This is a genomic window from Rhizobium tropici CIAT 899, from assembly GCF_000330885.1.
GTDB lineage: Bacteria > Pseudomonadota > Alphaproteobacteria > Rhizobiales > Rhizobiaceae > Rhizobium > Rhizobium tropici.
Genome location: NC_020061.1, coordinates 1 through 22934, shown reverse-complemented (window position 1 = coordinate 22934; position 22934 = coordinate 1). Strand labels below are relative to the sequence as shown.

Annotated in this window: 21 protein-coding genes and 3 pseudogenes; 6 read left to right on the top strand and 18 right to left on the bottom strand. The window is 56.5% G+C overall.

Annotated elements, in window-relative coordinates; translation table 11 throughout:
- Positions 1-36: 36 nt before the first annotated feature.
- The 4 genes from qatD to RTCIAT899_RS19745 all read right to left on the bottom strand — a co-directional run bounded on the left by qatD (position 37) and on the right by RTCIAT899_RS19745 (position 4782).
- Positions 37-777 (bottom strand): Qat anti-phage system TatD family nuclease QatD, encoded by a 741-nt coding sequence (gene qatD, locus RTCIAT899_RS19760; protein ID WP_004119906.1) that lies wholly within the window; start codon positions 775-777, stop codon positions 37-39.
- Positions 774-2048, bottom strand: coding sequence for a Qat anti-phage system QueC-like protein QatC (gene qatC / locus RTCIAT899_RS19755; RefSeq protein WP_004119905.1), 1275 nt, complete (start codon positions 2046-2048; stop codon positions 774-776). The genes qatD and qatC overlap by 4 nt, the downstream gene beginning before the upstream one ends.
- Entirely contained in the window at positions 2045-2641 is a 597-nt protein-coding gene (gene qatB, locus RTCIAT899_RS19750; RefSeq protein WP_240535452.1) for a Qat anti-phage system associated protein QatB, read from the bottom strand. The genes qatC and qatB overlap by 4 nt, the downstream gene beginning before the upstream one ends.
- A gap of 290 nt (positions 2642-2931) precedes the next feature.
- Entirely contained in the window at positions 2932-4782 is a 1851-nt protein-coding gene (locus RTCIAT899_RS19745) for a KAP family P-loop NTPase fold protein (RefSeq protein WP_004119903.1), read from the bottom strand.
- A 152-nt stretch (positions 4783-4934) separates the two neighbouring features.
- Here RTCIAT899_RS19745 and RTCIAT899_RS19740 point away from each other — a divergent pair, with 152 nt between their 5' ends.
- Positions 4935-6566 (top strand): ATP-dependent nuclease, encoded by a 1632-nt coding sequence (locus RTCIAT899_RS19740; RefSeq protein WP_004119902.1) that lies wholly within the window; start codon positions 4935-4937, stop codon positions 6564-6566.
- The gene (locus RTCIAT899_RS19735) at positions 6563-7702 is read left to right on the top strand and encodes a UvrD-helicase domain-containing protein (protein WP_004119901.1); all 1140 of its coding nucleotides are present in this window, start codon (positions 6563-6565) and stop codon (positions 7700-7702) included. The genes RTCIAT899_RS19740 and RTCIAT899_RS19735 overlap by 4 nt, the downstream gene beginning before the upstream one ends.
- An 85-nt stretch (positions 7703-7787) precedes the next feature.
- Here RTCIAT899_RS19735 and RTCIAT899_RS19730 read toward each other — a convergent pair whose 3' ends face one another.
- From RTCIAT899_RS19730 to RTCIAT899_RS19670, 13 genes and pseudogenes are all read right to left on the bottom strand, one after another.
- Positions 7788-9023: a type II toxin-antitoxin system HipA family toxin gene (locus RTCIAT899_RS19730; RefSeq protein WP_004119898.1), complete on the bottom strand. Its 1236-nt coding sequence runs from the start codon at positions 9021-9023 to the stop codon at positions 7788-7790.
- Positions 9016-9606 carry a helix-turn-helix domain-containing protein gene (locus RTCIAT899_RS19725; protein WP_015341966.1) on the bottom strand — a complete coding sequence of 197 codons (591 nt, stop codon included), beginning with the start codon at positions 9604-9606 and terminating at the stop codon, positions 9016-9018. Before RTCIAT899_RS19725 ends, RTCIAT899_RS19730 begins: the two co-directional genes overlap by 8 nt.
- 152 nt (positions 9607-9758) lie before the next feature.
- Positions 9759-10217, bottom strand: coding sequence for a hypothetical protein (locus tag RTCIAT899_RS19720; protein ID WP_240535451.1), 459 nt, complete (start codon positions 10215-10217; stop codon positions 9759-9761).
- A complete protein-coding gene (locus tag RTCIAT899_RS19715) occupies positions 10214-10834 on the bottom strand; it encodes a hypothetical protein (protein ID WP_004119892.1) in 621 nt (206 codons plus the stop codon). Before RTCIAT899_RS19715 ends, RTCIAT899_RS19720 begins: the two co-directional genes overlap by 4 nt.
- A 23-nt stretch (positions 10835-10857) precedes the next feature.
- On the bottom strand, positions 10858-11583 hold the full coding sequence (locus RTCIAT899_RS19710) for a DUF5677 domain-containing protein (protein WP_240535450.1): 726 nt from the start codon (positions 11581-11583) through the stop codon (positions 10858-10860).
- A 258-nt stretch (positions 11584-11841) separates the two neighbouring features.
- The gene (locus tag RTCIAT899_RS19705; RefSeq protein WP_004119888.1) at positions 11842-12831 is read right to left on the bottom strand and encodes a hypothetical protein; all 990 of its coding nucleotides are present in this window, start codon (positions 12829-12831) and stop codon (positions 11842-11844) included.
- Positions 12832-12837: 6 nt separating this feature from the next.
- A complete protein-coding gene (locus tag RTCIAT899_RS19700) occupies positions 12838-13341 on the bottom strand; it encodes a hypothetical protein (protein ID WP_004119886.1) in 504 nt (167 codons plus the stop codon).
- A 22-nt stretch (positions 13342-13363) separates the two neighbouring features.
- Positions 13364-14464 (bottom strand): helix-turn-helix domain-containing protein, encoded by a 1101-nt coding sequence (locus tag RTCIAT899_RS19695; protein ID WP_004119883.1) that lies wholly within the window; start codon positions 14462-14464, stop codon positions 13364-13366.
- A gap of 12 nt (positions 14465-14476) precedes the next feature.
- Positions 14477-15100, bottom strand: a complete 624-nt coding sequence (locus RTCIAT899_RS19690; protein WP_004119881.1) for a hypothetical protein — start codon at positions 15098-15100, stop codon at positions 14477-14479.
- Between the two features lie 85 nt (positions 15101-15185).
- Positions 15186-16262: pseudogene (locus RTCIAT899_RS19685) on the bottom strand (RHE_PE00001 family protein); the annotation flags it as partial.
- A 260-nt stretch (positions 16263-16522) separates the two neighbouring features.
- Complete coding sequence (locus RTCIAT899_RS19680; protein ID WP_004119876.1) at positions 16523-17452, bottom strand: TRADD-N-associated membrane domain-containing protein; 930 nt, start codon at positions 17450-17452, stop codon at positions 16523-16525.
- A gap of 71 nt (positions 17453-17523) precedes the next feature.
- Entirely contained in the window at positions 17524-18450 is a 927-nt protein-coding gene (locus tag RTCIAT899_RS19675) for a hypothetical protein (protein ID WP_004119873.1), read from the bottom strand.
- The gene (locus RTCIAT899_RS19670; protein WP_004119872.1) at positions 18447-18824 is read right to left on the bottom strand and encodes a Rap1a/Tai family immunity protein; all 378 of its coding nucleotides are present in this window, start codon (positions 18822-18824) and stop codon (positions 18447-18449) included. The genes RTCIAT899_RS19675 and RTCIAT899_RS19670 overlap by 4 nt, the downstream gene beginning before the upstream one ends.
- Before the next feature lie 510 nt (positions 18825-19334).
- On the opposite strand from RTCIAT899_RS19670, the gene RTCIAT899_RS33150 reads away from it, so the two are divergent.
- The 4 genes and pseudogenes from RTCIAT899_RS33150 (at position 19335) to RTCIAT899_RS19650 (ending at position 22286) form a co-directional block, all read left to right on the top strand.
- Entirely contained in the window at positions 19335-19694 is a 360-nt protein-coding gene (locus RTCIAT899_RS33150) for a hypothetical protein (protein ID WP_028755196.1), read from the top strand.
- A gap of 592 nt (positions 19695-20286) precedes the next feature.
- Positions 20287-21204, top strand: a complete 918-nt coding sequence (locus RTCIAT899_RS19660; protein ID WP_004119867.1) for a recombinase family protein — start codon at positions 20287-20289, stop codon at positions 21202-21204.
- Positions 21205-21489: 285 nt separating this feature from the next.
- A pseudogene (locus RTCIAT899_RS19655) lies at positions 21490-21942 on the top strand (Fic family protein); the annotation flags it as partial.
- Positions 21943-22082: 140 nt separating this feature from the next.
- Complete coding sequence (locus RTCIAT899_RS19650; RefSeq protein WP_004119863.1) at positions 22083-22286, top strand: cold-shock protein; 204 nt, start codon at positions 22083-22085, stop codon at positions 22284-22286.
- Here the strand turns inward: RTCIAT899_RS19650 and RTCIAT899_RS34115 are convergent.
- Positions 22235-22820, bottom strand: a pseudogene (locus RTCIAT899_RS34115) (GNAT family N-acetyltransferase). The gene RTCIAT899_RS19650 and the pseudogene RTCIAT899_RS34115 sit on opposite strands and share 52 nt — an antisense overlap.
- Positions 22821-22934 lie beyond the last annotated feature (114 nt).

Below are 22934 nucleotides of genomic sequence, written 5' to 3'. Positions count from 1 at the left end.
ATGCTCTCGACAAGCGATCGCGCCCCTTATGCGCGGTTAGCTTTCGGCTCGACCATAGCCCAATTGTCGTAAGTTCTCCGCCACCCGCCCTTCGACCGAAAGCGCATCTTCCGACCACAGTTCTGCGATCGCGTTCAATACGCGGTCGAGCTCCCATGGTAGAACAGACCTGCCCTCGATTTGTGTGAATGGTCCGTCAGATTCGGTTAACAGGCGATCACGGGGGATCATTTTGACGATATCCCGGCCCTTCTGACCATGGATCATCCCTGGTCCCACGCTGAACCAACAGCCCATGGAGACGGCGCGATCCAGCTCTCGCTTTGTCCCCGAAAACCAATGAAGGATTGGTGTTCCTGCGCCTTTGTGCGCTTCGAGTGCGTCCATTACTTGCGTGGCCGCCCGCCGACTATGAATAGTCATTACACGACCGCCCGCCTGGTCGCATAGATCTAAAATGCGATGAAACACCCGCTTTTGGGTTTCCCAGTGGGGTCGCAACTCGGGTGAGCCGTCTAACCCGATCTCCCCTACGTATGTGGCTGATGGCAGGAGTTTTTCAAATAAGGGAAGTTCGCCATGGCGTTCATGTGCAATCTGTGGGTGCAGCCCGAGCGCCGTTCTGATCCGCTTTGCCTTATGTGAAAGAGCAAGCGTACCTTCCCAAGCCGAGGGCGTGTTAGTGACAGAGAGAACATAGATATTCCGGCTCACGCAGGACTGCGTGACCGCAACAGGATCCGGGTACAGATCAAGATGGCAATGGAAGTCAATCACTTAACACCATATAGTCGATGCAGCTCACCGAGTTCGTTTAACCCTCGATCTAGCATGCCGCGGACACCGTTACGATCACCAATATCCGGAGGCGACAAGGTGTGGCCAAGCCACCGATCGAGGCCGTCAGCTTTCACCGAAGCCAACGCTATGGCAACGGAACGAACATCATCGAACGACGCGTGGTCTTCATCATCCTTTCCCAAGGGCTCGTAGACGTAATCCGTCGTATCGCGCTTCGCGTCCCATGCGACGAATGCTGCCCGTCTCACTTGACAGGGAACGCAGCGACCGCAGTGCCGGTAATTGAACCGCTGAAAGCGCCCACAGCTGGTCGAATGCGCGGCCTCGGTCTGAAGGAAAATCTGGTCCTTGCATTCGATAAGCATCTCGCCCTTCGTTTTTTGGGCGTAGGGATTTTCGATCTTCACGTTGAGGCTTGCGGCATCGAGGATCTTCTGGAATCGCGTTAGGAAGACAGGGTGCGCCGTGCGCGTGCTCAGGCTTCCAAGCCGGGAACCGGTGAGCGGCGGATTGATCGCAATGAACCCATTTTCGCAAACGTAGAGCGGGGCGGTGTTGCCTTTTGCGTATTTCTCCAGCGATGTAGCTACGACCACGCCAAAGGTCAAAAAGATCAGAGAGCGCGCTCGCTGTGACGTTTCCTGCACGGTGGGGGAAGTCGCAACGTGATTGAGCTGCAGGTGCTTCGTCAGACCAATTTCCTGTGCGAAATCCCGTTGCTTCAGACCGTCCCCTCGAACGTTCTGGCTGACTGCCACCGGCTTCAATCCATCACGAGTCAGATCGATTGCGCCAACGAGACTGTCCAATCCGCCGGACAACAACACGACGCAGTCTTCTTTCAGCACCGAAATCTTCTTCGGCGGAGCGGGTAAAACGCCGCCGTCATGAAACCGAAGCTTCCAGCGGTCCGTTGTCAGGAACGCGAGCGCCTGCCGAAATTCGTTGGCCATCGTATTCCAGAAAGCTCGGTCGGAAACGGCGACATCGAGTTCAATCTCTCTAGTCCAGCCATCGGCGCTGTCATCCCGCAGTACCGAAAAGTCGGCGGTGATGATTGAAAGTGCGATCGAAAGCAGATCCCATGCCCGTCGATGGGGGTTCAGCCCCTTTCGCCGAAGCTCTGCCTTGACGGCTTCACCCGCACTTGCCTCCGAGGGGATGCGTGGCTGACCATACAGGACAACACGCAGATCGCCTTCTTCCAATGGAAGCTCGAACGATCCAGGTCCACAAACGAGCCTCATTCTGCGTATCCCTCGAAAACCTGAAAGGTATCCCGTAGTGCATCTCTAACCACCGCGGCGATACGGTTCGAGTTTACGCTCTTGCCCGCCGCTCTGAGTTTGCGAAAGGAAGCAGCTACGGTCTGCTTGATGTAGTCACGCACCTGTTTCAGGCGACTGAGAGCCACTGTGGCGGTGGGCGCTTTCTCGATGATTGTTTTTCCGACATCGAGTTCGAACCGACGAGCAACATCCATTGCGGTGAAACGCTCGATGGCGAATTCACGCTGTTCCGGTGTCAGGGCAGCCAAATCGGCATCAGGGTACTTCACCAAGAGATCCGAAAGCGAGTCCTTGATGGCGGTTCGTTCAGCCTCGGCGTCCTGAGTGCCGTCGACCGGCCGAACCGCTTCGACGACAGCATCCATCACCTCGTTCGCGGTGCGGCCCGCAAGAAGCGCCGGATCCAGTGCACTGCCTGCGGGCTGTTGCCCCATAGTTTCGAGGATGCCGCCGAGTGCACTGGCTGTGGAAGCGGTCCCACCAAATCTGCTGGTGGTCGTCCTCGATCCGCCGTAGCCGTTACGCACGTAGTTTCCCAAGCTGCGGCGCATATCACTTAAGTTTCCGGCCTTCGCAAATTCGCCAAGGCTTCGGCGGGTACCAGCGAACCGGTGACCGGGCGCGAGAGGGGCCGCTGGTGGCGGCACGTTAGGCGCAACGGGTTTGTTGGGAGCGGCATCTACCGGCTCCTGCTCCGGCGGATTTAGATCTGGAGCGGGGTCTGGCGGCGCGTCCGGTGGTTGATCACCGGAAGGCGGATCTTCCGCCGGTGGCGCGGGGGTCCACGCGGGCACCATGTGGACGCCTCCCTTGGGTCCGTTACTTGATTGAGATGTCCCCATTATTGTTCGGCCTTCTCAATCGCTCTTTTGACCACCAGCGGCACGCCCGTGCGCTTCCATTTCTCGAAAACGCCGTCCGCCCAAGGTTGGTCTCCGATTTTCGGAACGATCCCCGGAGTAATCTGCGCCGGTGGACGATCGTTCAGAAATGCCGCCAATCGTAGTCCTTGCTGAGGATCGGCTTTCGCAACCGCGAGGCAGGCTTCCAGGATAGCTGGAACTCCCCATTCTTGTTCTTGATGAGCACGGTCCAGGAGACGATCCATAATGATCGAGGTTTCTACGCGCGACACGCGTGCCAATTTGTCGACCAGGGCCGCAGCCATTTCAGGGTGGGTGAGCATTGCGGTCAATATTTCGGCCGCTTCGGTCGTTAAACGGTCACCGGGCGTTATGAGCGGCGCGTGCTCGCGGCTCACATACAAAGCGCCCAACAACTTCGCATCGTGTAGCGGCGGAGGCAAAGCCAGCCATTCCCTCGAGAAAGGAGCATCCCAGGGCGCGGCAAGGTTTAGGTCTTTTCCCTCTGTGGCCGCTTCTTCCCAATCCTTCAGGAATCTGGGTTTGCCGTCATCGTCTTGGCTAACGGCCTTCAATAGTTCGGCGTAAGCCAACGGGCTACCGAGACGTTCGAACAGGAGAAGCTTGGCGAGGACCGCCTCATCCACGCCGACGCCCTGAGCATTGGAGATCGCCATGCGGATAGAAAGTGCATTCAGGAAACGCTTGATCAGTCGGGGATTACCGACGATGCCCGAGGCAGTCGTCATGATAGGCGCAAGCCTTTCAGCCGTATCAAAACGTCCGATAAGATCTGCCGGTATGTTCTCGTGCAGTCCCGTTACATATGCCTTGTCGACGCGCGCGCCCTGCCACGTCTTTCGCAACTGATCGATTATCCCAACCCGCAGTTTTTCCTTTACGTCGTCCTTCAAGTCGCTGTTTTCGATGTAGAGCAACATCATGTACGCGCGGACTTCCTGCGTTCCCAAGGGAGGAACGCGGATAGGCACCTGGATCAATTTGTCGAAGTAGCTCGTTACAAGTAGATCGTCGGGAACGCCTTCGAAATGCTTGCGGACGGCGTGTTTGATCATGTCGTTGTCGGCCGCGATGACGAATGCCGTATTTTTCAGAAACAGGAACAGCCGTATGGCCTCAAGGGTCGAGATCGTCGTCTCGGGGAGGCAACGGTCAAGGTCGTCGATCAACACGACAAGAGTTACCCCAAGCTCCTCAAGGGTCTCCTCGAAATTATCCCTGAGGGCTTGGATTTCCTTAGGTGGTGAGGTTTCCTCTGCCGGATTGAGAAGCCCGGAGGCAGCACTTGCCACCTCACCCGCTTTCGATTTGGCGTCTTCGATTAGTTTTTGGTCGACGGAACCACCTAGAAACCGCTGCCCCAGCCCCCACACTTCGCCGATGAGCCCAGTTGGAGGAAGTCCCATCGACACCGCTATCGCCGAACCGGCAGCGAGCTTCATTGCACGCAGCCAGTTCACGCGCTTGATGAGCGCCTTGGCCTTGTCTACTCCTCTTTCGCGCGCTCTTGCTTCCTGCTCTAGCTTCGTCGCGATGACGTCCATCAATGCGGCGCGAGCGTCGTCATAACCTTGGTAAAGCCAAGCATTGAATTCGACGAAGACGAAGTCCTTCTCGCCTTCTTTCCTCTCTCGGTTAGCGAGGGATGCTTGGGTCAGTTTTATCATGGAGGATTTTCCAATGCCCCATGATCCCGAGACACCGATTGAAATTGGGCGCCCCCGCGCCTGGACGATGATTTCCGCTACGGTGTCGGCCACTCCCGAAAAATTAAGGAAGTCTTTTTCAGTCTCATTATCTGCCCACATTCAAGGCCTCCCCCGTCGCACCTGTCGATAGTAAAACCATCGCACCGAGACGTCGCACCGATGATTCGCGTCACCCTACATTTGCAACGTATTGTTCGCGCCGAAGCTGTGTCAATTTGGAAATTCTTGCCTCGCTGGAAATAGGGAAGTCGATGTACATCGAGAAGGTCAAGATAAAGAACTTCAAGTGTTTCGAAGGCTGGTTCGCAGCCGATTTCAATCGGGGCGTCAACATCATCGTCGGCAACAACGAAGCCGGAAAATCCACGCTGCTCGAAGCTATCCATCTATGCCTGACGGGTATGCTGAACGGGAAATACCTGCGCAACGAATTATCTCCCTATCTTTTTAACCGGAAGGTCGAGCGGGCGTATCTGGACAGCATCGCCGCGAAACAACCTCTCGATCCGCCGGAGATCCAGATCGAGCTGTTTTTCGGCGGTGATAGCGACGCGTTGGAAGACCTGCGCGGAAACGGGAATTCCGAGAAAAACGACAAGGCTCGCGGCCTTCTCTTCTCGATCGAGTTCGACAAGAAATATGACGGTGCCTATACCGAGTTGCTGAAGAACAGGGAGATCAACTCGATACCCTTGGAATTCTATCAGGTGCAATGGTCGGAATTCTCCCGCCAACCGGCGATGCCTCGCACCATTCCCATTAAATCGGCCCTCATCGATTCAACAAGCACGCGTGTGCAGAGCGGTTCGGATATGTACATCTCCCGCATCGTCAGAGAGTTTTTGGACGACAAGGAACGTGTTGCGATATCCCAAGCCCACCGCAAGCTGAAAGACGCCTTCAAGGCCGACGGCAATGTCGGCGCCATTAATGAAAGATTGGCGGAAGCGGCGAAGATCAGCCGAAAAAAGGTCAGCATCTCGGTCGATATGTCGTCTCATAATGCCTGGGAAAACAGCCTCATGACTTATATCGAGGATGTGCCCTTCCACTATATCGGCAAGGGCGAGCAGTGCATCGTCAAAACGCGACTCGCGCTGAGCAGCAAAAAGAACAGCGAAGCGACCGTATTGCTGATCGAGGAACCGGAAAACCACCTCTCGCACTCGAAGCTCAACCAGCTCATCAGCGATATCAGCACCGACAATAGCGGCAAGCAGGTCATCATCACCACGCATAGCAGCTTCGTCGCGAACAAACTAGGACTGGACCACCTGATCCTGTTACGGGAAGCGAAGGTCACACGGATCGAGGATCTGGACGCGAGCGACTTCTTCCATAAGCTGCCTGGCTATGACACGCTGCGTCTCGTGTTGTCGCAGAAGTCGATCCTTGTAGAGGGCGATGCGGACGAGCTGGTCGTCCAACGGGCCTACATGGATACCAACGGGGGAAAATTGCCGATCGACGACGAGATCGATGTCATCTCGGTCGGGCTTTCGTTCCTGCGTTTTCTCGAACTGGCGACGGCGCTGAAAATCCCCGTCGTGGTCGCAACCGACAACGACGGGGATACTGCTGCGCTTGAAAAGAAGTACGCCAAATACAAGGACGTCGATCATATCACAATCTGCTATGATCCTGTGGTGGATAAGGGCGACCTGGTCCTCGGCGGCAAGCCTTTCAACTATAACACCCTTGAGCCGAAACTGGTCAAATCCAATAGCGTCGAGACCTTCAACACGCTGTTCGGTACCAAGCATGATCTCGATAACCTTCATCGTTATATGAAGAACAACAAGACCGAATGCGCGCTGGCGATTTTCTCGGCGAAGACGAAAATCAGTTATCCGAAATATATTCTGGATGCGATCGCCAAATGATGGGGCCGAATAAGCTCGTCATTGCTGCGGCAGGCTCGGGGAAGACCACCTACCTCGTCAGGCAGGCGCTTGCCGTTGAACAAAAACGGGTCCTCATCACCACCTACACGGAATCGAACGAAAAAGAGATCCGGCGCAAATTTTTCGAAATCAATGGCTCGGTTCCGGGCAACGTGCATATCCAGACCTGGTTCAGTCTGCTGATCGAGCACGGCATCAAGCCCTTTCAAGGCAAGCTGTTCGATTGGGATGTCGCTGGCATGCTTCTAGTTTCGCAGAGATCCGGTTTGCGCGGGCGCGACCGGCAAGGCCGTCCCATGTATTGGGGTGAGGAAGATTTCAGACGCTGCTACTTCGACCGTCGAAATCGCGTCTATTCAGACAAATTGTCGAGGCTGATGATACGGTGCAACGAGGCATCGGACGGCGCTGTCATCGAGCGGCTTTCCCGTATCTATCACTTTATTTTCGTAGATGAGGTGCAGGATCTGGCAGGCCACGACCTCGACATTTTGGCGGCGCTCTTCCAAAGCCCCGTCAACGTCGTCATGGTGGGTGATCCCCGTCAGGTCACCTATGTGACCCATCTGGAGGCTCGCCTTAAGAAGTACAGGGATGGCGGCATTGCCGACTTCATTCGGGCGGAACTTCCCCGAAAGGTTACCTGCGATATTGATGTGACCAGCCTCATGACATCGCACCGAAATAGCACCGCTATCTGTGAACTATCGTCGAAGCTCTATCCAAAGTTGGCGGCTGCGACTGCATGTAAATGCGTCGACTGCAGGCAGCCGGTCCCTGGTGATGCGGGTCTCCACATCGTCCGACGTAACGATCTGCCACGCTATCTCAAGACCGGACGACCGGTACAGCTGCGATGGAGTTCCGCCGTTAAGGTCGCATCTGTAGAACTGCCGTCGCTTACATTCGGACGATCCAAGGGACTCGGTTTTGACCGCGTCATTATCTATCCGACGAATGAAATGATGGACTGGCTGAAGAGCGCCCAATCGGCGTTGAAAGCCGAAACCCGTGCAAAACTCTATGTTGCCCTAACCCGCGCAAGGCATACGGTAGCGGTGGTCCATGACCTTGCCGATGGTGAAGTCGTTCCAGGATTCACATTGTTCCAGTAGCGAAAATCTCCGGAAAATGCACCCTATATAGATCTATGATTTCATCCTTGGCGGTGGGGCATCATCTTCCGATGATGACCTTTTTCTAGGTAGCTTCGTTGAATTCCCGATACAGCTCGATTGTGGGCAGATGTGCATCGATAGTCTCGCGCACCTTCGCGGCCATCGGCAGGTTGTTTTTCTCGTTTTTCCACACATCCATAAACCGTCCGACCGTCTCGCGTGCTGTGTCGAGGACCAGCTTTTCGGACAGCGCCGACTTGGCGGCCAGATGTGCAAGCTCGTCCTTCGATAGCTCCGCCATTCTTTTCGTGCGTGAAAAGTTAAGCGCGGCCGTATCCTCTCCCTCGATATAGGGGATTGTCGATAGCAGGTCGTAAGCCGGCGAGAGCGCAGGGGTACGGCGATCGGGGTAGATCAGCGACCAGTTCTTCAGATGCATGTCGCCATTGCCGATCAGTGTGCTGAAGACCAACCGGCGGATGAACTCCGCCACGTCGGCCGTGCTCGTCTCGATGCCGAGGACGCGGGCGATCATCCGGTAATTGCCCTTGCTGTACTTGTCATCCGGCTTCACGCCAAACACCTGCGCAAAATCCTCGATATGCACCGGACCCTCCGGCGTACGGTCGAAACGCCTAATGGCGAGCGCCTGCCCGTGCAGTTCTCCTACCCCCTGTGGCAGGCCGCTCACCGCATCCAGCTCGACCAGCTGGATCTCCGGCACGTCCATGCCCATCATCGCGGCGATGGTCATCATGGAGAATTCGTTCTCCGGCACGCCGCTATACTGCTGGGAGGGCAGCTTCACGATCCATGATCCACCGGTACCCTCGGCCGGAATAGTCAGGCCGCCTCCCTTCGTGGTGTTCTTGAAGGCCGAGAATTTCAGCTGCACACCGGCCAACGAAAAGCGCAATGCATTCGGTCGCGCTTCGACAGAAGCCTGCTCGTCATCGGGCGGCAGGTCATCACCCACGGTGGGATGGACCGTCACTGCACCGGGCAGATCACGACCGAGCATCCAGAGCAGGAAGAATTCCCGCGTCTGTTTTACGCCAGCACGCTCGGCGAGGTATTTTCGCAGCGGCCCTTCCGGCAACAGGTTCGAGAAGAAGGGTGGGACCACCATGTTATATGGGCGGAACTTCGTAATCAGGGCGCCGAACGGGTCCTTGAAGGACAAGCTGAGTGTCGGCCGCTTTTCGTTTTCGATATAGTCCTCGTTGAATGCGAAGATGGTGCGCCCGTCCTGCAGGTTCGTCAGGGTCGCGACCGGTTCTCCGTTTAGCCTGACATCGAGTACCGTGACCTTAGGCATCATCGTCCTCCTCATCCAGCGCGTAGGCCGAGCGCGGGATTGCGTCATCCCGGTCGCGATGCACCGCGGCGTTGCGCAGTTGCCTTATCTCGCGAACGATCGCACCCATTTCCTGACGTGACATCTTGTCGGTCTGAGAATTTTCAAGGCGGTTGGCTGCCCGCCTGAGGATGTCCAGCTCGTCGGGAGTCAGTGGCAGATGGCGTAGGAGGCCCAGGCTATCCTTGAACGCGTCCGCGTCGGCACTCGTCCCGACCCCATACCCGTACTGCGCAGACGATCGCTCGAGACGCGCGACCAGTTTGCGTTGGTCAGATGTGAGGACGTCATTCGACGCCGAACTACTTTCGAGGATGTTGCGGATCGCCGGCATCAGCTTCTTCGGCGCAAGGACGATCTCGAGGTCGAGCGCGCGCGCCACATCCACCAAGCTGCCGAGCCCAGGCTCCATTGTACCCCGCTCGATCTGGGAAATATGGCTCTGCGTCAGGCCCGAACGAGCGCTCAGCTCACGCTGGCTTACTTTCTGTCCTTCCCGGGCAGCGCGTAACTGCTGTGTTATATGCTCTGTTTTATATGCCACGATCATTATCCTGTATCGCATGATGGGAGATATACAGGATAATATATAGACAATTCCGTAAGGCAGCGCAACTCTGATATACAGATCTGTATCACTGAACAATTTTATATATAATCATATGTCAATCAGCCATGATGACTCATCATACCGGCCTAGCTTCTGTAGCCGCCCATGAGGGCGCGCAACATATCGGCCTGTGCAGACCCTGCCGGCATCGTATCCACTGTGAAAGGGACATTGATATAGGCCTGCCCGTCAGGTTGCGGCTGCGCATGCACGCCGAATTCCTCAAAAAGCCGGTAACCGACCGCCCCGACATCGATCAGCGCATCATAGCTCGGCCACTCACCACGCGTATCCCATAGGCCGCGCAGCTGCTCCACCAGCCGGCCGATCGCCCTGACCAAAGCCTGATCCTCGGTCGGCAATTCTGGCGCCACCTCGCAGAGGTTGTCGGATTCGTTCATCCCGTCCAGATGGCCGAACAGGTAGGATGCGATCCGCAAGGGCTCAAGAATGACAATACCGACTTCCTGAAAGACCCGCACCACATTGCCATGCAGGCGATAGGACCGGATGGCATCGTGCGCCCTGCCGCGGCAATCCTTCAACCGAACGGCCAAATTGTCGCGGAAACGGGCTTCCTCGTTGACCGCGAACCCCGCCGACAAACGGCAGACCGCATATTCACCCCGGCAGGCTTCGGCGAAGTGCTGCTCGTGATCGCTGATGAAATGCCCGGTCGGCGGACGAAAATGGATGCCGGGAATTGGTCCTCGCGAAAGGCGATTTCTTCGACATGTGCGCATTCATGGGCGATGATGGCAATGGCCGTGCGGAAATCCTCTTCATCGCGATCGGCCCCCTCGAGCACAATCGGGCATACCGGACCCGCGGACAAAACGATATGTGTCTTCACGGCGTCGCCACGCATGACCACGACACTCTTTCCGACGCCGGCCAGGCCCTCGTCATTGGTGCGGCTCAACGGCGCCAGCCCTTCGACGCCCCGATCGAGGTCGCGCAGCGCCTCGTCGTAATCGACCGCTACGGTCACACCGTCGAGCGCGCTGATATCGATATATTCCCCGACCTCGCGCAGAATGTGGAACATCTGCTGCCCGAGGCATTCGGCGCCGTACTGGTTGGTGATGCCCTGTACCGTCACCTGAATCTGCGGAAGCGTGGAGGCAGGCACCTCTTGTCGCGGCGTGTCGCTCGTATCCATATTAGCCCCTCTCTCCCCTCACCTCATGCGGTTTCACCCAGCTGCGCCTGCCCGCCGGCGGCAAGCACCTTATAGCGGGCATGCAGGTTATAGAATGCTTCGTCGCCCACCATGGTGAGTATCATGCGCACAAGGCTGAAGACGCACAGCAAAACGGAGAGGCCGAGTATGTTCAGCGTCTCCTGCAGCTCGTCTTCCTCCAGCAGAGGATCGAGGCTGAACAATGCGGTCCCGTCCGGCAGGAACGAACGATGCCGTAATAGCGAGCTGTAGGTGACATGTGCCGTGTCGGCCGAGATCTCACGATACATGTGCGCCATGCGCGGGAACTGGCTGTCCTTGCTCAGGTCACTCGGCTTGAGCTGCGCGCCCTTCTTGTCATTCAGGAATTCCTGCAGCAGCTTATGCGAGCCGGCATCAAGGTCCGTCTGCATGTCCTTTAACGCCTTGGCTCTCGACCATTTACTCGTGGCTTCGTCATCCTTGAGCGCCTGCAAATAGTCAGGCTTGCGGCACGCTGCATCCATATGGATCGCGCATTCGACGACCTTGCGGCAGGTACTGCGCACATCGAGCACCTTGTCATGCTCAGCGAGCAACAATGCCGTGTCGAACAATGTCAGGGCACGGGCGAACAGCGCGAATTTCACGAACAGCAGTTCGGGCTCTTCGCCTTCCGGCGCATCGAAGCTGTCCACGTCCGCGAGCTTCGCCGAGCCATGCGGAAATCCCTCATCCATTGCAGCCATGCTTCATTTATCTGGGGCTGATCATCATTCATGCGATTCTTCCTGGTTGCCACCGGTACATGTGGAGTCAAATAGCTATCCGGAGGATAATCCCACCGCCAAATGGTTCGGCGGAATGCGATGCGACTATGCGATAATCAGGAAGTCGGCAGCCGTCAGCGCCAAACCTTTGTCGAGAGAGGCGAACTGGACCGCAGCAGCCTTTTCCGTACCGTCAGCCTGGTACTGGAGAGCACCCGTGTCTTTATATGGCCGTTCCTACATCGTGGCGAACGTGAACGGAATGCGGAAGCCGCAATTGCCGTGCTCATCCCATTGGAAGAAGAAGCCACCCTCGCCCAGCACATCGATGATGATCTCGCCGATCGGTGCGAATTCGCTTCGATCTTCCCATTGCCCGTACCTGGCCCACAGTTCTCTTAGCGCGGTGCGCAGCCTTTCGAAAAACGGCGCGAACCAATGCCCTCCCAGCGCCCTGCGAACCGCAGGCACATCGTCTATCGTCAAGCCGTGACCGTCCATATGGCCGAGCAGATAACTGCCGCTCGTCATCAGGTTCTGGTAATACCGCAGGACCTCGGAGAGTATTCGGTCATGGTCGTGATCGGTGCGATAGCGTCGGATACATTCGTTTGCCCGGTTCATCGTCTCCTCGAGATGGGTGATGAATGCATTGGTGTAATCCTGCAGAGGATCTCGGCCGAACGGGGCTGCGATGCGGCAAGCCGCATACTCATCCCAGCAGGCGTTTTCGGCCTGCCCTTCGCAGGCATCTGCGGCATCATCGTAGATTTTTTTCAGCAGCGTATCGGGGAACGCCTTGTCAGTCGTCATGGCGAGTTCGACATGTGCGCATTCATGAGCGAGCAGATGCAGGGAATGGGCATAGTGCTCATCTTTCTCGTCCGGCAGTGAATAGATATAGGCAGCGTTCAGTACCAAATGCGATTTGAGAATACCGTCACGGATGACGCTCGGCGCCATCGCAACGCCTTCGACCAGCTCGGAGCTGGGCGTTAGGCGGTGGTCCGTCTCATATCCTCTATCGAGTGCGAGAAGCGCTTCCTTGTAATCGACGGCGATGGTGATGCCGTCCAGCCGCTCGAGATTGATGTAACGGCTCAACTCCCGCACATAATCGCCGACGCAATAGGCGAGCTTCTCGCCTGCTTTTTCTTCCATGCCTTGGACTGAAATACCAATGCTGGGCACGGTGATCGGTCGCTCTTCCTCGGTGGTCTCCGTCATGCTTCCTCACTCTGACTGCAAATGCGTCTTGGCCCAGACCAGCGCGCTCAACGCCCCTGCCCTTGCCTCTTCCACGGATGCGAATTCCTTGTTGCCGCTGCGGGTCGCACCGTTCTTGCGGTTCGTCACCACCACGCCAAAGCCTGCATTTTTAGGGAATACCGTCAGATTATACCCTTCGGTGTTGATGTAATCATTGCCCTTGGCCGAACGTTTCCATGAGCGCTCGGCCCATGTCCTACGGCGTTTGGCGAGGCTCCTTAATCCCCTCTCCCGTTCTTTCGGACGGACATAGTCCTCTTCCATATGTTCGGCACAGACGCAGTCAACGGCCAATGCTTCCGTGGTCTGGCCGTGCTCCATATAATGGACGTAGCGGATGGTGACGCTTTCGCACATTTCGCAAAGCTGGGAAGGCTCACCCAAATCCTCGATCCCGACACATGACCATCCCTTTTTGGGCACCCCAGCTTCGGACCATTTGCCATGACTCGTGTGATCCCTGGTCATCGCGTCCACTCAATCTTGACGTCTATTTCACGATACTGAGCTTTGAGCGTCGGACTTCACCACCCTCATTGTCGGTACCGTGCTGGGGCAGAATACAAAATAAAAGTCGTTCGACCTCAGTCATTGGAAGCGATAGCTCATCGGCAACGTCCACGAGACTTTTCCGCTCCGCCCAAAGCTGGGATAAAACCTTCCCCCATAGCACAGACGTTTCCCTGGGGATGCCATCAGGCTCGCTCGTGCGATAACCGCGTTTCCCAAGCTCGATACATATGGAACGGTATTGCCATTCGGAGAGCATGGGTCTGGTAAGATGTGCCAGTCGGTATGCCAGCGCCATTGCCGAGACGCGCCACCTTTTCTTCGCCCGTAAAATGAGATCAGCCGTTATAAGACGGGGCATTCTGACCCTGACGTCTTCCTCCGGCATTAGAAAGGCGGAAGCGAAGCGGTTTGCCTCCACCTCGGCCGTGCGTGTATCTTCGTCCGCGCCTGAGGTTTGGCCATGCCTGTGCAGGACCAAATGGCCCAGTTCGTGAGCCGCATCAAAAATACTACGCTCCGCCGATTTGAACGAATTCAGAAACACATACGCTTTGTCATTTTGCCAGAACGAGAATGCATCGACATTTGCGGTGGTTTCTTCTAGCCCCAGGACGCGGATGCCTTTGGCCTCCATCAGTTTCATCATGTTTGCGATGGGTTGGTAACTGAGGCCCCAGTGCTGGCGGAGAGCATCGGCGGCAGCTTCAGGTGTCAATTCCGGGTCGAAATGCGGCAAATCCAACGCCGGTAGATTGTATCGATTTTCAAGCCACTCATAGACTTCGACCCCGTTATCGCCGGCCGAAAGGGCAGCGTTTCGTTCTTTCGCGGTCATGCTCGACAGGCTGCGAAAGCTGACGATTTCTGCTGAAAGGAGTGCGGGGTCCTCCTTGAAGAAAAACTGCACGGGATAACCGAGAACCTCTGCGAGCTTCTCAAGTGTTCCAGAATCCGCCTGGTTCTGACCGGTTTCAAGCCGCGTGATTGTGACCGGCGATACGCCGGCCTTTTCTGCGAGTTCCTTCGCTGTCAGCTTCTGCCTTTTCCTGGCGAGGCTGAGTCTCTTTCCATTGAACATGATTGTTCGGCTTTATTTTCGACTGACGACGATATCCAGATCCGGATCGTTGGTCGGTTCATTGATGCCAAAATCGACCGCGTCCAGATCGCCACCCTCAATCAAAAATACGCGATCGATACAGCGAAGGAATTGGCCATTCTTCACCACAGGTAAGCTGAGTTCCATTGCGCCAAACTGATCGACCATCAGGTAATATGTTTTGTGGTCTCCATGAAACTTGACCACGCTGATAGGGAGGTCGATACCGGCAGCTTCAAACATATCGCCACAAGCCACGCGCTCGGAGCCAGCGCCTTTTCGAGACCGCGCTCTAGGATCCGCTTTGCGGCAGGCTTGATTGACATTTACAAAGAGAACTCGAAGCTTGAGGACGTCATTGCGGATGCCTTCCACACCTTCCTCGCTAAAGATCTCCCAATTTCCACCGAGGTTTTCGGCTCGAAGGCCCTTCACTCCGTCCATATACGCGAACATGCCGGCGGCATTGGTGGGATGCAGTGGTGAGGCAGTCGCAGCAGCAGCAAGTGCGTGATGACCTGCCGCGATCAATTTCTCACGCTCAAGTTCCAGACGAGCAAGGTAAAGGTCGCCAATCTCAGGATCAGTGATTGTCTTTGGGCTGATATTTTCCATGCCGCCTACTCATGTTAATGTTCTCTACCTCATTTGTGGAGGAAAAAATTAACATGGTCAAGCTAGAAGAATGTATTCGGCTAATTCACAGGACGCTCCAGGCGCGAAACCTCCCCCGCCCCGTCATCTCGCGCAATCCGAGCTCGCCAACGATCCGCCGCGCCGCCTGCGGCGTGACGCCCAGCGTCGTTACGACCATCTTAGCCGACACCAGCGGTTTCGCCATCACCAGCTCGACCAGCTCCGGCAGTTTTGACGACGTCCGGCGCCCGTCCAGTTTTCGGTCCATCATCGTTTTCACCAGCGTCAGCCGATCATGCTCTTTCAGCCCGATCTCGGCGGCCGCGACCAGTCCATGGGCGATGGCGAGCAGCCGGGTTTCTCGATCGCGATGTCGGCGCCGATCGACGGGAATGGTTTTTAGTCCGAGATTGATGGCTGCGAGATGTGCGGCCGTGGTGACACCGGCCTGGCGGAGGATCGAGGCGGCCAACAGTCGTCCAAGCCAGGGCGCGTGCTGCAGCACCGCAATCTCGTTCCAGGCATCGAGGGCGACAATCGCCTGCAGCACCGCCGGCAGATCATCGGTCTGCCGCAACACGTTGCGCCACTCGCCCAGCCGCGCGTCCTCGTCCCAATCGAGATCGTAGATCATGGGATCTTTTTCTTGCGCGCCGGCCCGTCCGGACCGTGCGTTCTCGATCGCCGCCTCGGACCGGGCCAGCAGCGCATCAATGGCGGCATAATCGACGCCAGGCAGATCTTTGGCGTCGTCAGCATCGTCCCCCTCCCCTATCGGCTCGACAGCGACAGGCCGCTTGGCGGCGGCGCCCGACTCAGCATCATCGGCCCTGACCGATGTCACATCCGAGGTTTGCCTGAGCGTGCGAATGCCGTCGGGCGACAGTGCCCAGACCGGTGGTTGCGCGGCAATGCGTCGCCGGGTGCGCAACGCGTCGCGGGCGATTGTCAGTTCATGGGTGGGTGTGCGAATATCGCGGGTGTCGTCGTGGAGGACGAGGTCTTCGAGGTGAACAAGTTCGCCGTCGATCCACAGCGAGGCGCAGGCGTCGGCAAAGTGCGACCGTTCGATCCACCCCTGTCCGACCGCGGAGCGGGCGATGCGCTCGTCGAGACGCGCCAACTCAATGCCGGCTCGAAAAGTGTGGCTTCTACTTTGTTATTTCAAATGGGAAAACTTCATATGTCTGTTAGGTTTAGCCGATAAATGAAGGGCGATTTTCCGCTAACGATTTCACTGAAACGTCTCTTTGCCAAAACGATTTCAAGATCGAACATCAATGTCGGCTCGCTCGATCGAGGGAGAGCAGTGGTCGGCGTCGTCAAAGGCGTGCCGCGCTTATGCAAAGGTGCGACGTGCAGCTTCATCACGCTGGCAAGCATTACGCGTAGTCGGTCGCGCTACTCGGCGGCTGGCTCGGGTTGCGTTCTGGTGCGCCTTGCCGCTGGCTTCTTTGCCGCTGGGTCCGGAAGGTAAGCGGGCGCGGTCGTGCTGCGTTCCGCTACAATGAATATCAGCCTGTCCACGGCCTTCGCCCTTTCCTTTCCCTCTGGCAAGGACTCGGCAAGATGGATTGCCAAAAGCGTGTCCTGCATTTGCGCCAGACGGGAGAAGAAGAAATTAAGCTGAATCAGGCTTCGGTTATAGAGATAGAAATAGCCTCCGCCGATGAATTGAAGCAGTACACCCGCTAAGGGAACGATATATGCCGTCCCATCGCTTCGGCCCGAGGAGAACGCCCACCACGTACCCCCAATGATCGTCCCGAAACCGGCAACGATGGCGGTCAGGCTGGCAGTGTAACTCCTGCGCGCCTGACTTTTGTTCATGATGTAGTATTCGATCAGCTGACGGAGGTTCGCTTTGATGCCCTGAATAATGTCGTCGTCGGACTTGGCAGCGCTTTCGGTTTGCGGCGCCATCTTGGCATCGCCGCCCGCGCCTCCAGACTGCGCGTCGAGCAAGGGAGTGAAGCTGGATGCCCACGCCCTGAGAAGCTGGTCGTCGCTGTCACGATCTACGATTGCCTTGAGCTTATCACGGTCGATCACGCTGAAAGCGACCATCACGAGCATGAACAGGGCGAAGACGACCCCTATAGTGATGCCCGGCTGAAGGTCGTGCGGCTTATATTCATAGCCTTGCACGAACACGTGGCTTGTTGCCAAATAGAAGACGACATAGAAGCTTCCGGCAATGGTCAAAATGGAAATGATTGCGACCGCCCAGCGAACCTTCGGCGAGTACCGAAGGACTTCAACGATTACGAGGATGACGGTAAGAATAAGCTGATACATGAAGCCCCCGCCGAACAAATTCGCGACAGTCATCTGTACTCTCTCAACCTTTACGAATCGTGCCTATACAACCCTGGCGCGGAATAAATCGAGCGGGCGCGTCGTCACTTCAATGGCGGCAGCGTCATGCCCTTAATGCTATCGGCCACGGTCGGCCGCTTCCGCTTCCCGTCCGCGTAGGGATCTGGCAGAGCCCGTGCGGCCTTCTTCACGGCCTCGATGTCATAGCCGACCGGACGGCCAAGCAGGAACATCTCCACAAATCGGTCAACAAGCGACTGGTCTGCCAAAAGATTGGCTTTGACCGCCTTGCGGAAGGACGCGATATCCGAACCATTGGTCAGGTAGCCCAGATTCCGTGCCTCGGTGAGGTGCTCATCAACCCTCTTCTGAACGCCCTTGCCCATGCAAAATGCACGGACGTAACGCACTAGCGACGTGAACAGCAGCTCCTCGCTATGCATGAGGAGCAGCTTGTCTTTCAGGACTGCTCGGAACGCACCGATAAGCTCGCTCTTCTCGAAGACGTGCCGGTAAAACCGGACCACAGAATCCTCCGCATCGCCTGCCGTAACTTTGTTTTGGGGCGCGGCCAATATGTAGAATGGCGCGCGGGTCGTGACATGAATTTCTTTCACGAGATGAAAGCTGAAACAGGCCAGCGAGATGACGCACAGGTTATTGGCCGTGGCTATGTTGATCGCGCGCAGTCTCTCTGTGATCTCGGCCCAGCTGCAATCCTCGTTCGAGGCGACGATATGAATACCCATGTCCTCATCGCCATGGGTATCGAAATGGATGATCGGCAGCAGGCCGTCTTCAACCACCTTCGCCACATAATCCAAGAATCCCAGAAGATCAGCGGCGCTCTTCGGCTCAAATTTCATGAAGAAGATCTGGTTGGCCTGCAACAAGGGTTCCAAATCTTCGAGGACGCGGAGGGTCACCCCGTGCTCGCTCTCATGCAGGGACGTGATCCAGATCACGGAATTTACGCTCACATGGGATTGGATAGTCGCGGTCTTGGTCATTGGTCGCAAGGCCATGCAGCTTTATAGGGAGCCATCAACGAACGCTCGGCCGGCCAGGTTCCCTTCTCGGGATGCGTCGTCACCCAGTCGCAGCCAATCACGATGGCGCGGGCGACATTGGCGCCCTTCGGGATGCAGAATTTCCCGAGAATGCTCTCCCGAGCGATCCCGAGCATTTGCTCGTCCTTCATGCCCATCTTAACGACGCTATCGAATACAATCTCATCCTCGCGCCATTTCTCCATGAAGCCCATGACGTAATTTCCGGCAAGTGTGATGCTGCTCTTGCAGTCGCGCGCCAAATCCTGGGCCATCATAGCATTGGCGCCGGTCGCAAAAAGGGCGGCTGCAGCCGCCAGTATCATCCGTTTCATGATCTTCCCCAACCCAAGTTGGGGGCAGATTATCGAGTGCAACCGGTAACTGCAACAGGGTCAATTCGCTTGCTTCCCTTGGTTTTTCTTCACGTACCCGTGGCCGTGCGCAGTTGTCCGATGCACCTCGAGCTTGACGCCAAGACCGCCCTGCTCGCGCTGACGCAGTTCAATGGTAAAGAACTTTCGGTACCGTCCTTTGATGGGCGCGGCGATGAAAAGTGCATGTTCCACCGCCGATTGGGATGAAAATCGGAATTGCTAAGTGGTGGCGCAGCCAATGGAAACGGCGCATCTTTCTTTCATCACCGAGCTAGTGCCGGAGCCGCCAAGCCACCGTCCTCATGGGAGTTGATGGCCGCCGGTCTGCAACGCGACCGCATGAGCCGCGACGACGGCAACCGAGCATCTTGAGGAGCAGGTTCGGACGCTGAATCAGGGACGGCGACAAATGTAACTCATCTTATATTTTCCACGCGTCGGGCATTCCGCCCTTAGAAAGGACCTGACATGCATGAAATTTATCAGAACGGAAAGCCGATCGGCCTCACTTTCAGCGACCGCGAGGTGGCCAAAGCCATAGCCCGCGACATGCAGAGGGAGGGCGCCAAAAACGTCGAAATGCGGCCGTTTAAGCGCCGAAATCACTGGTATAATTGGCGCGCAAACGGGCGCAACGTGGCGTCTTATCTCGCCTCGTTACGCCCTGCCGCGCCACTTAGGAGGCCTTGTGATCCCGATAGAGCAATACTTATCTGGTCAGAGGCGGTACAAAATCTGATCGTTCCAGAAACCATCGAGGCTACACAACTCCCCACGCCCGGAACCTCCCCTCCCTACCATCTGCATATCAATGAAATTCTTAGCTAAAAGCGACACCCACGTACCCCTTTTATCCGGGAATGTTGGCCGTTTCCATCTCGTTACCCATATGAATTAACGTTGTTCTTTTCCAGAACAGAAGCTATTTAAGCCATTGCTTCCGTCACTCGGGACGGCGCCGTGGATGGGCAATCACTTCCGATAAGTACTGCGTATCGATAGGTGATGGTTTTTGGCGGCAAGAGATAGCGTATTTGTCCGTGAGAATTGGCGGAAAAGCCGCAAATCCGGGCCCCTTGAGGGCTTTTCATTTTGGGTCGCTGGAAATTCTGCCTGATTGAGCGGAAATAACGCGTGCTGAACCGGTCGAGCTCTTCCCCTCCCCGACCGCCTCTCGGCGTCAGAACCTCATCAAAAAGCCGGAGCCGGAGCGACCTCTTCCGAAATAGCCGATTTCCCTGCGTTTTCGCCATAGATGCCCGCTGACGTGCGTTCTCGGGCGGCGATGGGTCGATGCCTGCCTCACGTCATAGAACGCTCTCTATCGCCTCCCATTTTTGTCATAAAACACGCTTGCAAATCCCCATTTTCTCATGCATTCATTATCTGTACAAAGGCCATCAAAAAAGAGCCAGAACGAATGCCCCAGGTTGCAATCGCCAGCTCCCCCTCTCCGCGGCCCCGGCTGATCGGATACGCCCGGGTTTCGACTGACGATCAGCTCAACGATGCCCAGGTCGATGAGTTGCGCGCCGCCGGCTGCGATCGCATTCATCAGGAGCACGGATCCGGGTTATCCCGCACAAGACCGGTGCTCACCAAAGTGCTGAAGGATCTCACCTCTGGCGACGTGCTAGTCGTCGTTCGTCTCGATCGCTTGGCCCGATCAGTCAGCCATCTGCTTCACGTGATTGAAGACCTCGAAAAGCGCGGAGTTCATTTCCGCTCGCTGCGCGATCCGATCGATACGTCCACGCCGCAGGGAATGTTTTCCTTGCAGGTGCTCGGCGCCGTCGCCCAGCTTGAGCGCGCCCTGATCGCCGAACGAACCAAAGCTGGCATCAAGGCTGCGAAAGCCAGAGGGAAGCTTCCCGGAAATCCCGGTCTGCGCGAGCGCCGACCGGAGGCGATCAAGGCGGTGTCGAAAGCACGCGAGAAACTTTATCTCGACGAACTGATTTCGTCGGCACAGACCTGGCTGCCGACCGTGAGGCAGCTCAGGCCACAGCATAGTTGGGACAACGTCGTGCGCGTCCTTAACCGTCGCGGTCATCACTGGACGGTCCAACGATTACGCCGCGCGGTGCATCGGATGGTTCGTGAGAAGCTTGCAGAGCCAGAGCTGCTGGCCCGCTCACCGCGCCGCGCGCCCGAAGATCATTTGATGAAGTTGGTCGCCGCGATCACCATCGCCGACCCCAGTTTGTCGCTGCGCGACATTGCCGCGCAACTGGATCAGATGGGGGAACGGCCGGCGCGTGGTGGCAGGAGGTGGCAGCCCTCTTCCGTTAGGGCGCTGTTGGACGAGGCACATCGCTTCGGGTTAGTTCGTCCTTGACTAGCTGATTCATAAGGGAGCGCCCGCGCTTTTTGCCCCGCGAGCTTCCTTTCCCGGCGGAGATCTCCTTCCAATCCGTGCTTGCCACGACCTGTTCGGCCAACCCCGCCAAGGTGGATTTCCTCCTCCACCTGACGCCCGTCCGGTTCAATGGTGTAGCCGGTCATCATTGTTCCTTCTGCCAACGACCGAGGTGGTTTCTCGTCTCGAACCCGCATGATGGTATGCCGGCTCGTCACGATCTTTCTTCAGCGCGGCGACCTGCTGGGCTGCTTGTTCGGCCCTCAAAAGTCGCTCGCGCAAAACATCGGGCAACCGAGCCTGATCTCGCTTGCATATACGATCAAAAGGAGCCGCAAGGCTTATTACGGAGAGCTCGAAACAAATCAGCGTAAGCTCGATATAATCGAAAGGCTCATCTACTCTACTTCTTGCAAACCATTCTCGATGCGCAGCAGACGACTCTCACGCGCGTTGCGTTTTATATCCGCAAGGCAAAGTTCTATGAACGGTTCCGCGACCAGTTCAACAATCGCCAAGGCGATCTCCCGCATGTTCCGCGAAGGGATTGAAGGCTTCAAAGGTGGCCTGAGCGCGGAAAATTACATCTCGATCACAGGGGCTTCCCGGGCAACGGCGACTCGAGACCTTCATGATATGGTGGAGAAGGGGGCAATGAACCGCAGCGGTGAACGCCGACATACGCGTTACACCTTAAACCTGCCGGAGCCAGAGTGATAGAAACAACGGCTGGGGCACGGCCTTTCGTCCACTCTATCCAAAGAGCGCGACATCACTCGGCGGAAGCAGACTGGCTTGATTCTTGCTGTGGCTGGTCGTTAGTTTGCTGCCTAAACTGCGAAGACACGAGGATTGTTATGCCAACTGGCAAGGTTAAGTTCTTCAACGCCGATAAAGGCTTTGGTTTCATCACGCCGGAAAGCGGAGGAGGCGACGTTTTCGTGCATGTCACCGCCCTGCAATATGGCGATTATCTCAGAGAGGGACAGTCCGTTTCCTACGATCTCGGTCAGGATCGGAAGACCGGCAAGTTAAAGGCGGAAAACGTCAGACCGCTCTGAGGCCAATTGACCGGAGCGGCGGCAACGGGCTCAAAAGCGCCTCGGGGCCACCTGCTCTTAAATTGCGAGATCTCGGCCTGTGCCAAAGGCGCAGCGCCCAACTTCTTGGCCCGGTCGAAGGGTGTCACATCCAGAAGCGGAACGTCTATGAGACTAGCATAGCCCTCAAACCCCATCTTGGTGCAATAGCAAGACTCATGATGTTATCGGCACGTACGGTCGCATTGATGAATTTCGAACACGAGTTCTTCGGCTGTTGTCCGAGTTGCGGTAAAAAGAGCTGTCGACGCTGGATATCTTTGGGTTCGCGCGTGCAAATGTAGGGATGTCGACAAAACGGTGGATCGCCGTACAGGCTTAACAACTGACAGCCGACAAGCAGCCGATCGTAACTTGCGATCAATAAACCACTCCGCGAACCCCGCGGCCGAAAGCAGCGTCTCCAGCGCCGTTGTTCCGCCGGCGCGGATGTCCGGATGATTTCGTTCAGAAGGCTACACAGCTCTTTGCATCCGAGGTTACGGCCCTTCGAATATGCTGTTTTCAGCGACCCCACTTTAGATTGATAGCTTATCGGCGATACTCGGGAGACCACAAGCCAGGATCTCACCTTGCTGCGGTCTCCAAACAGCATCAGCTTTTTGCAGC

Excerpts from the sequence above, each read along its gene's own strand:
- qatC (WP_004119905.1), bottom strand. The coding sequence starts at position 2,048 with ATGAGGCTCGTTTGTGGACCTGGATCGTTCGAGCTTCCATTGGAAGAA.
- qatB (WP_240535452.1), bottom strand. The coding sequence starts at position 2,641 with ATGCGCCGCAGCTTGGGAAACTACGTGCGTAACGGCTACGGCGGATCG.
- RTCIAT899_RS19745 (WP_004119903.1), bottom strand. The coding sequence starts at position 4,782 with ATGTGGGCAGATAATGAGACTGAAAAAGACTTCCTTAATTTTTCGGGA.
- RTCIAT899_RS19740 (WP_004119902.1), top strand. The coding sequence starts at position 4,935 with ATGTACATCGAGAAGGTCAAGATAAAGAACTTCAAGTGTTTCGAAGGC.
- RTCIAT899_RS19735 (WP_004119901.1), top strand. The coding sequence starts at position 6,563 with ATGATGGGGCCGAATAAGCTCGTCATTGCTGCGGCAGGCTCGGGGAAG.
- RTCIAT899_RS19730 (WP_004119898.1), bottom strand. The coding sequence starts at position 9,023 with ATGCCTAAGGTCACGGTACTCGATGTCAGGCTAAACGGAGAACCGGTC.
- RTCIAT899_RS19715 (WP_004119892.1), bottom strand. The coding sequence starts at position 10,834 with ATGGATACGAGCGACACGCCGCGACAAGAGGTGCCTGCCTCCACGCTT.
- RTCIAT899_RS19710 (WP_240535450.1), bottom strand. The coding sequence starts at position 11,583 with ATGGCTGCAATGGATGAGGGATTTCCGCATGGCTCGGCGAAGCTCGCG.
- RTCIAT899_RS19705 (WP_004119888.1), bottom strand. The coding sequence starts at position 12,831 with ATGACGGAGACCACCGAGGAAGAGCGACCGATCACCGTGCCCAGCATT.
- RTCIAT899_RS19700 (WP_004119886.1), bottom strand. The coding sequence starts at position 13,341 with ATGACCAGGGATCACACGAGTCATGGCAAATGGTCCGAAGCTGGGGTG.
- RTCIAT899_RS19695 (WP_004119883.1), bottom strand. The coding sequence starts at position 14,464 with ATGTTCAATGGAAAGAGACTCAGCCTCGCCAGGAAAAGGCAGAAGCTG.
- RTCIAT899_RS19690 (WP_004119881.1), bottom strand. The coding sequence starts at position 15,100 with ATGGAAAATATCAGCCCAAAGACAATCACTGATCCTGAGATTGGCGAC.
- RTCIAT899_RS19680 (WP_004119876.1), bottom strand. The coding sequence starts at position 17,452 with ATGACTGTCGCGAATTTGTTCGGCGGGGGCTTCATGTATCAGCTTATT.
- RTCIAT899_RS19675 (WP_004119873.1), bottom strand. The coding sequence starts at position 18,450 with ATGACCAAGACCGCGACTATCCAATCCCATGTGAGCGTAAATTCCGTG.
- RTCIAT899_RS19670 (WP_004119872.1), bottom strand. The coding sequence starts at position 18,824 with ATGAAACGGATGATACTGGCGGCTGCAGCCGCCCTTTTTGCGACCGGC.
- RTCIAT899_RS33150 (WP_028755196.1), top strand. The coding sequence starts at position 19,335 with ATGCATGAAATTTATCAGAACGGAAAGCCGATCGGCCTCACTTTCAGC.
- RTCIAT899_RS19660 (WP_004119867.1), top strand. The coding sequence starts at position 20,287 with ATGCCCCAGGTTGCAATCGCCAGCTCCCCCTCTCCGCGGCCCCGGCTG.
- RTCIAT899_RS19650 (WP_004119863.1), top strand. The coding sequence starts at position 22,083 with ATGCCAACTGGCAAGGTTAAGTTCTTCAACGCCGATAAAGGCTTTGGT.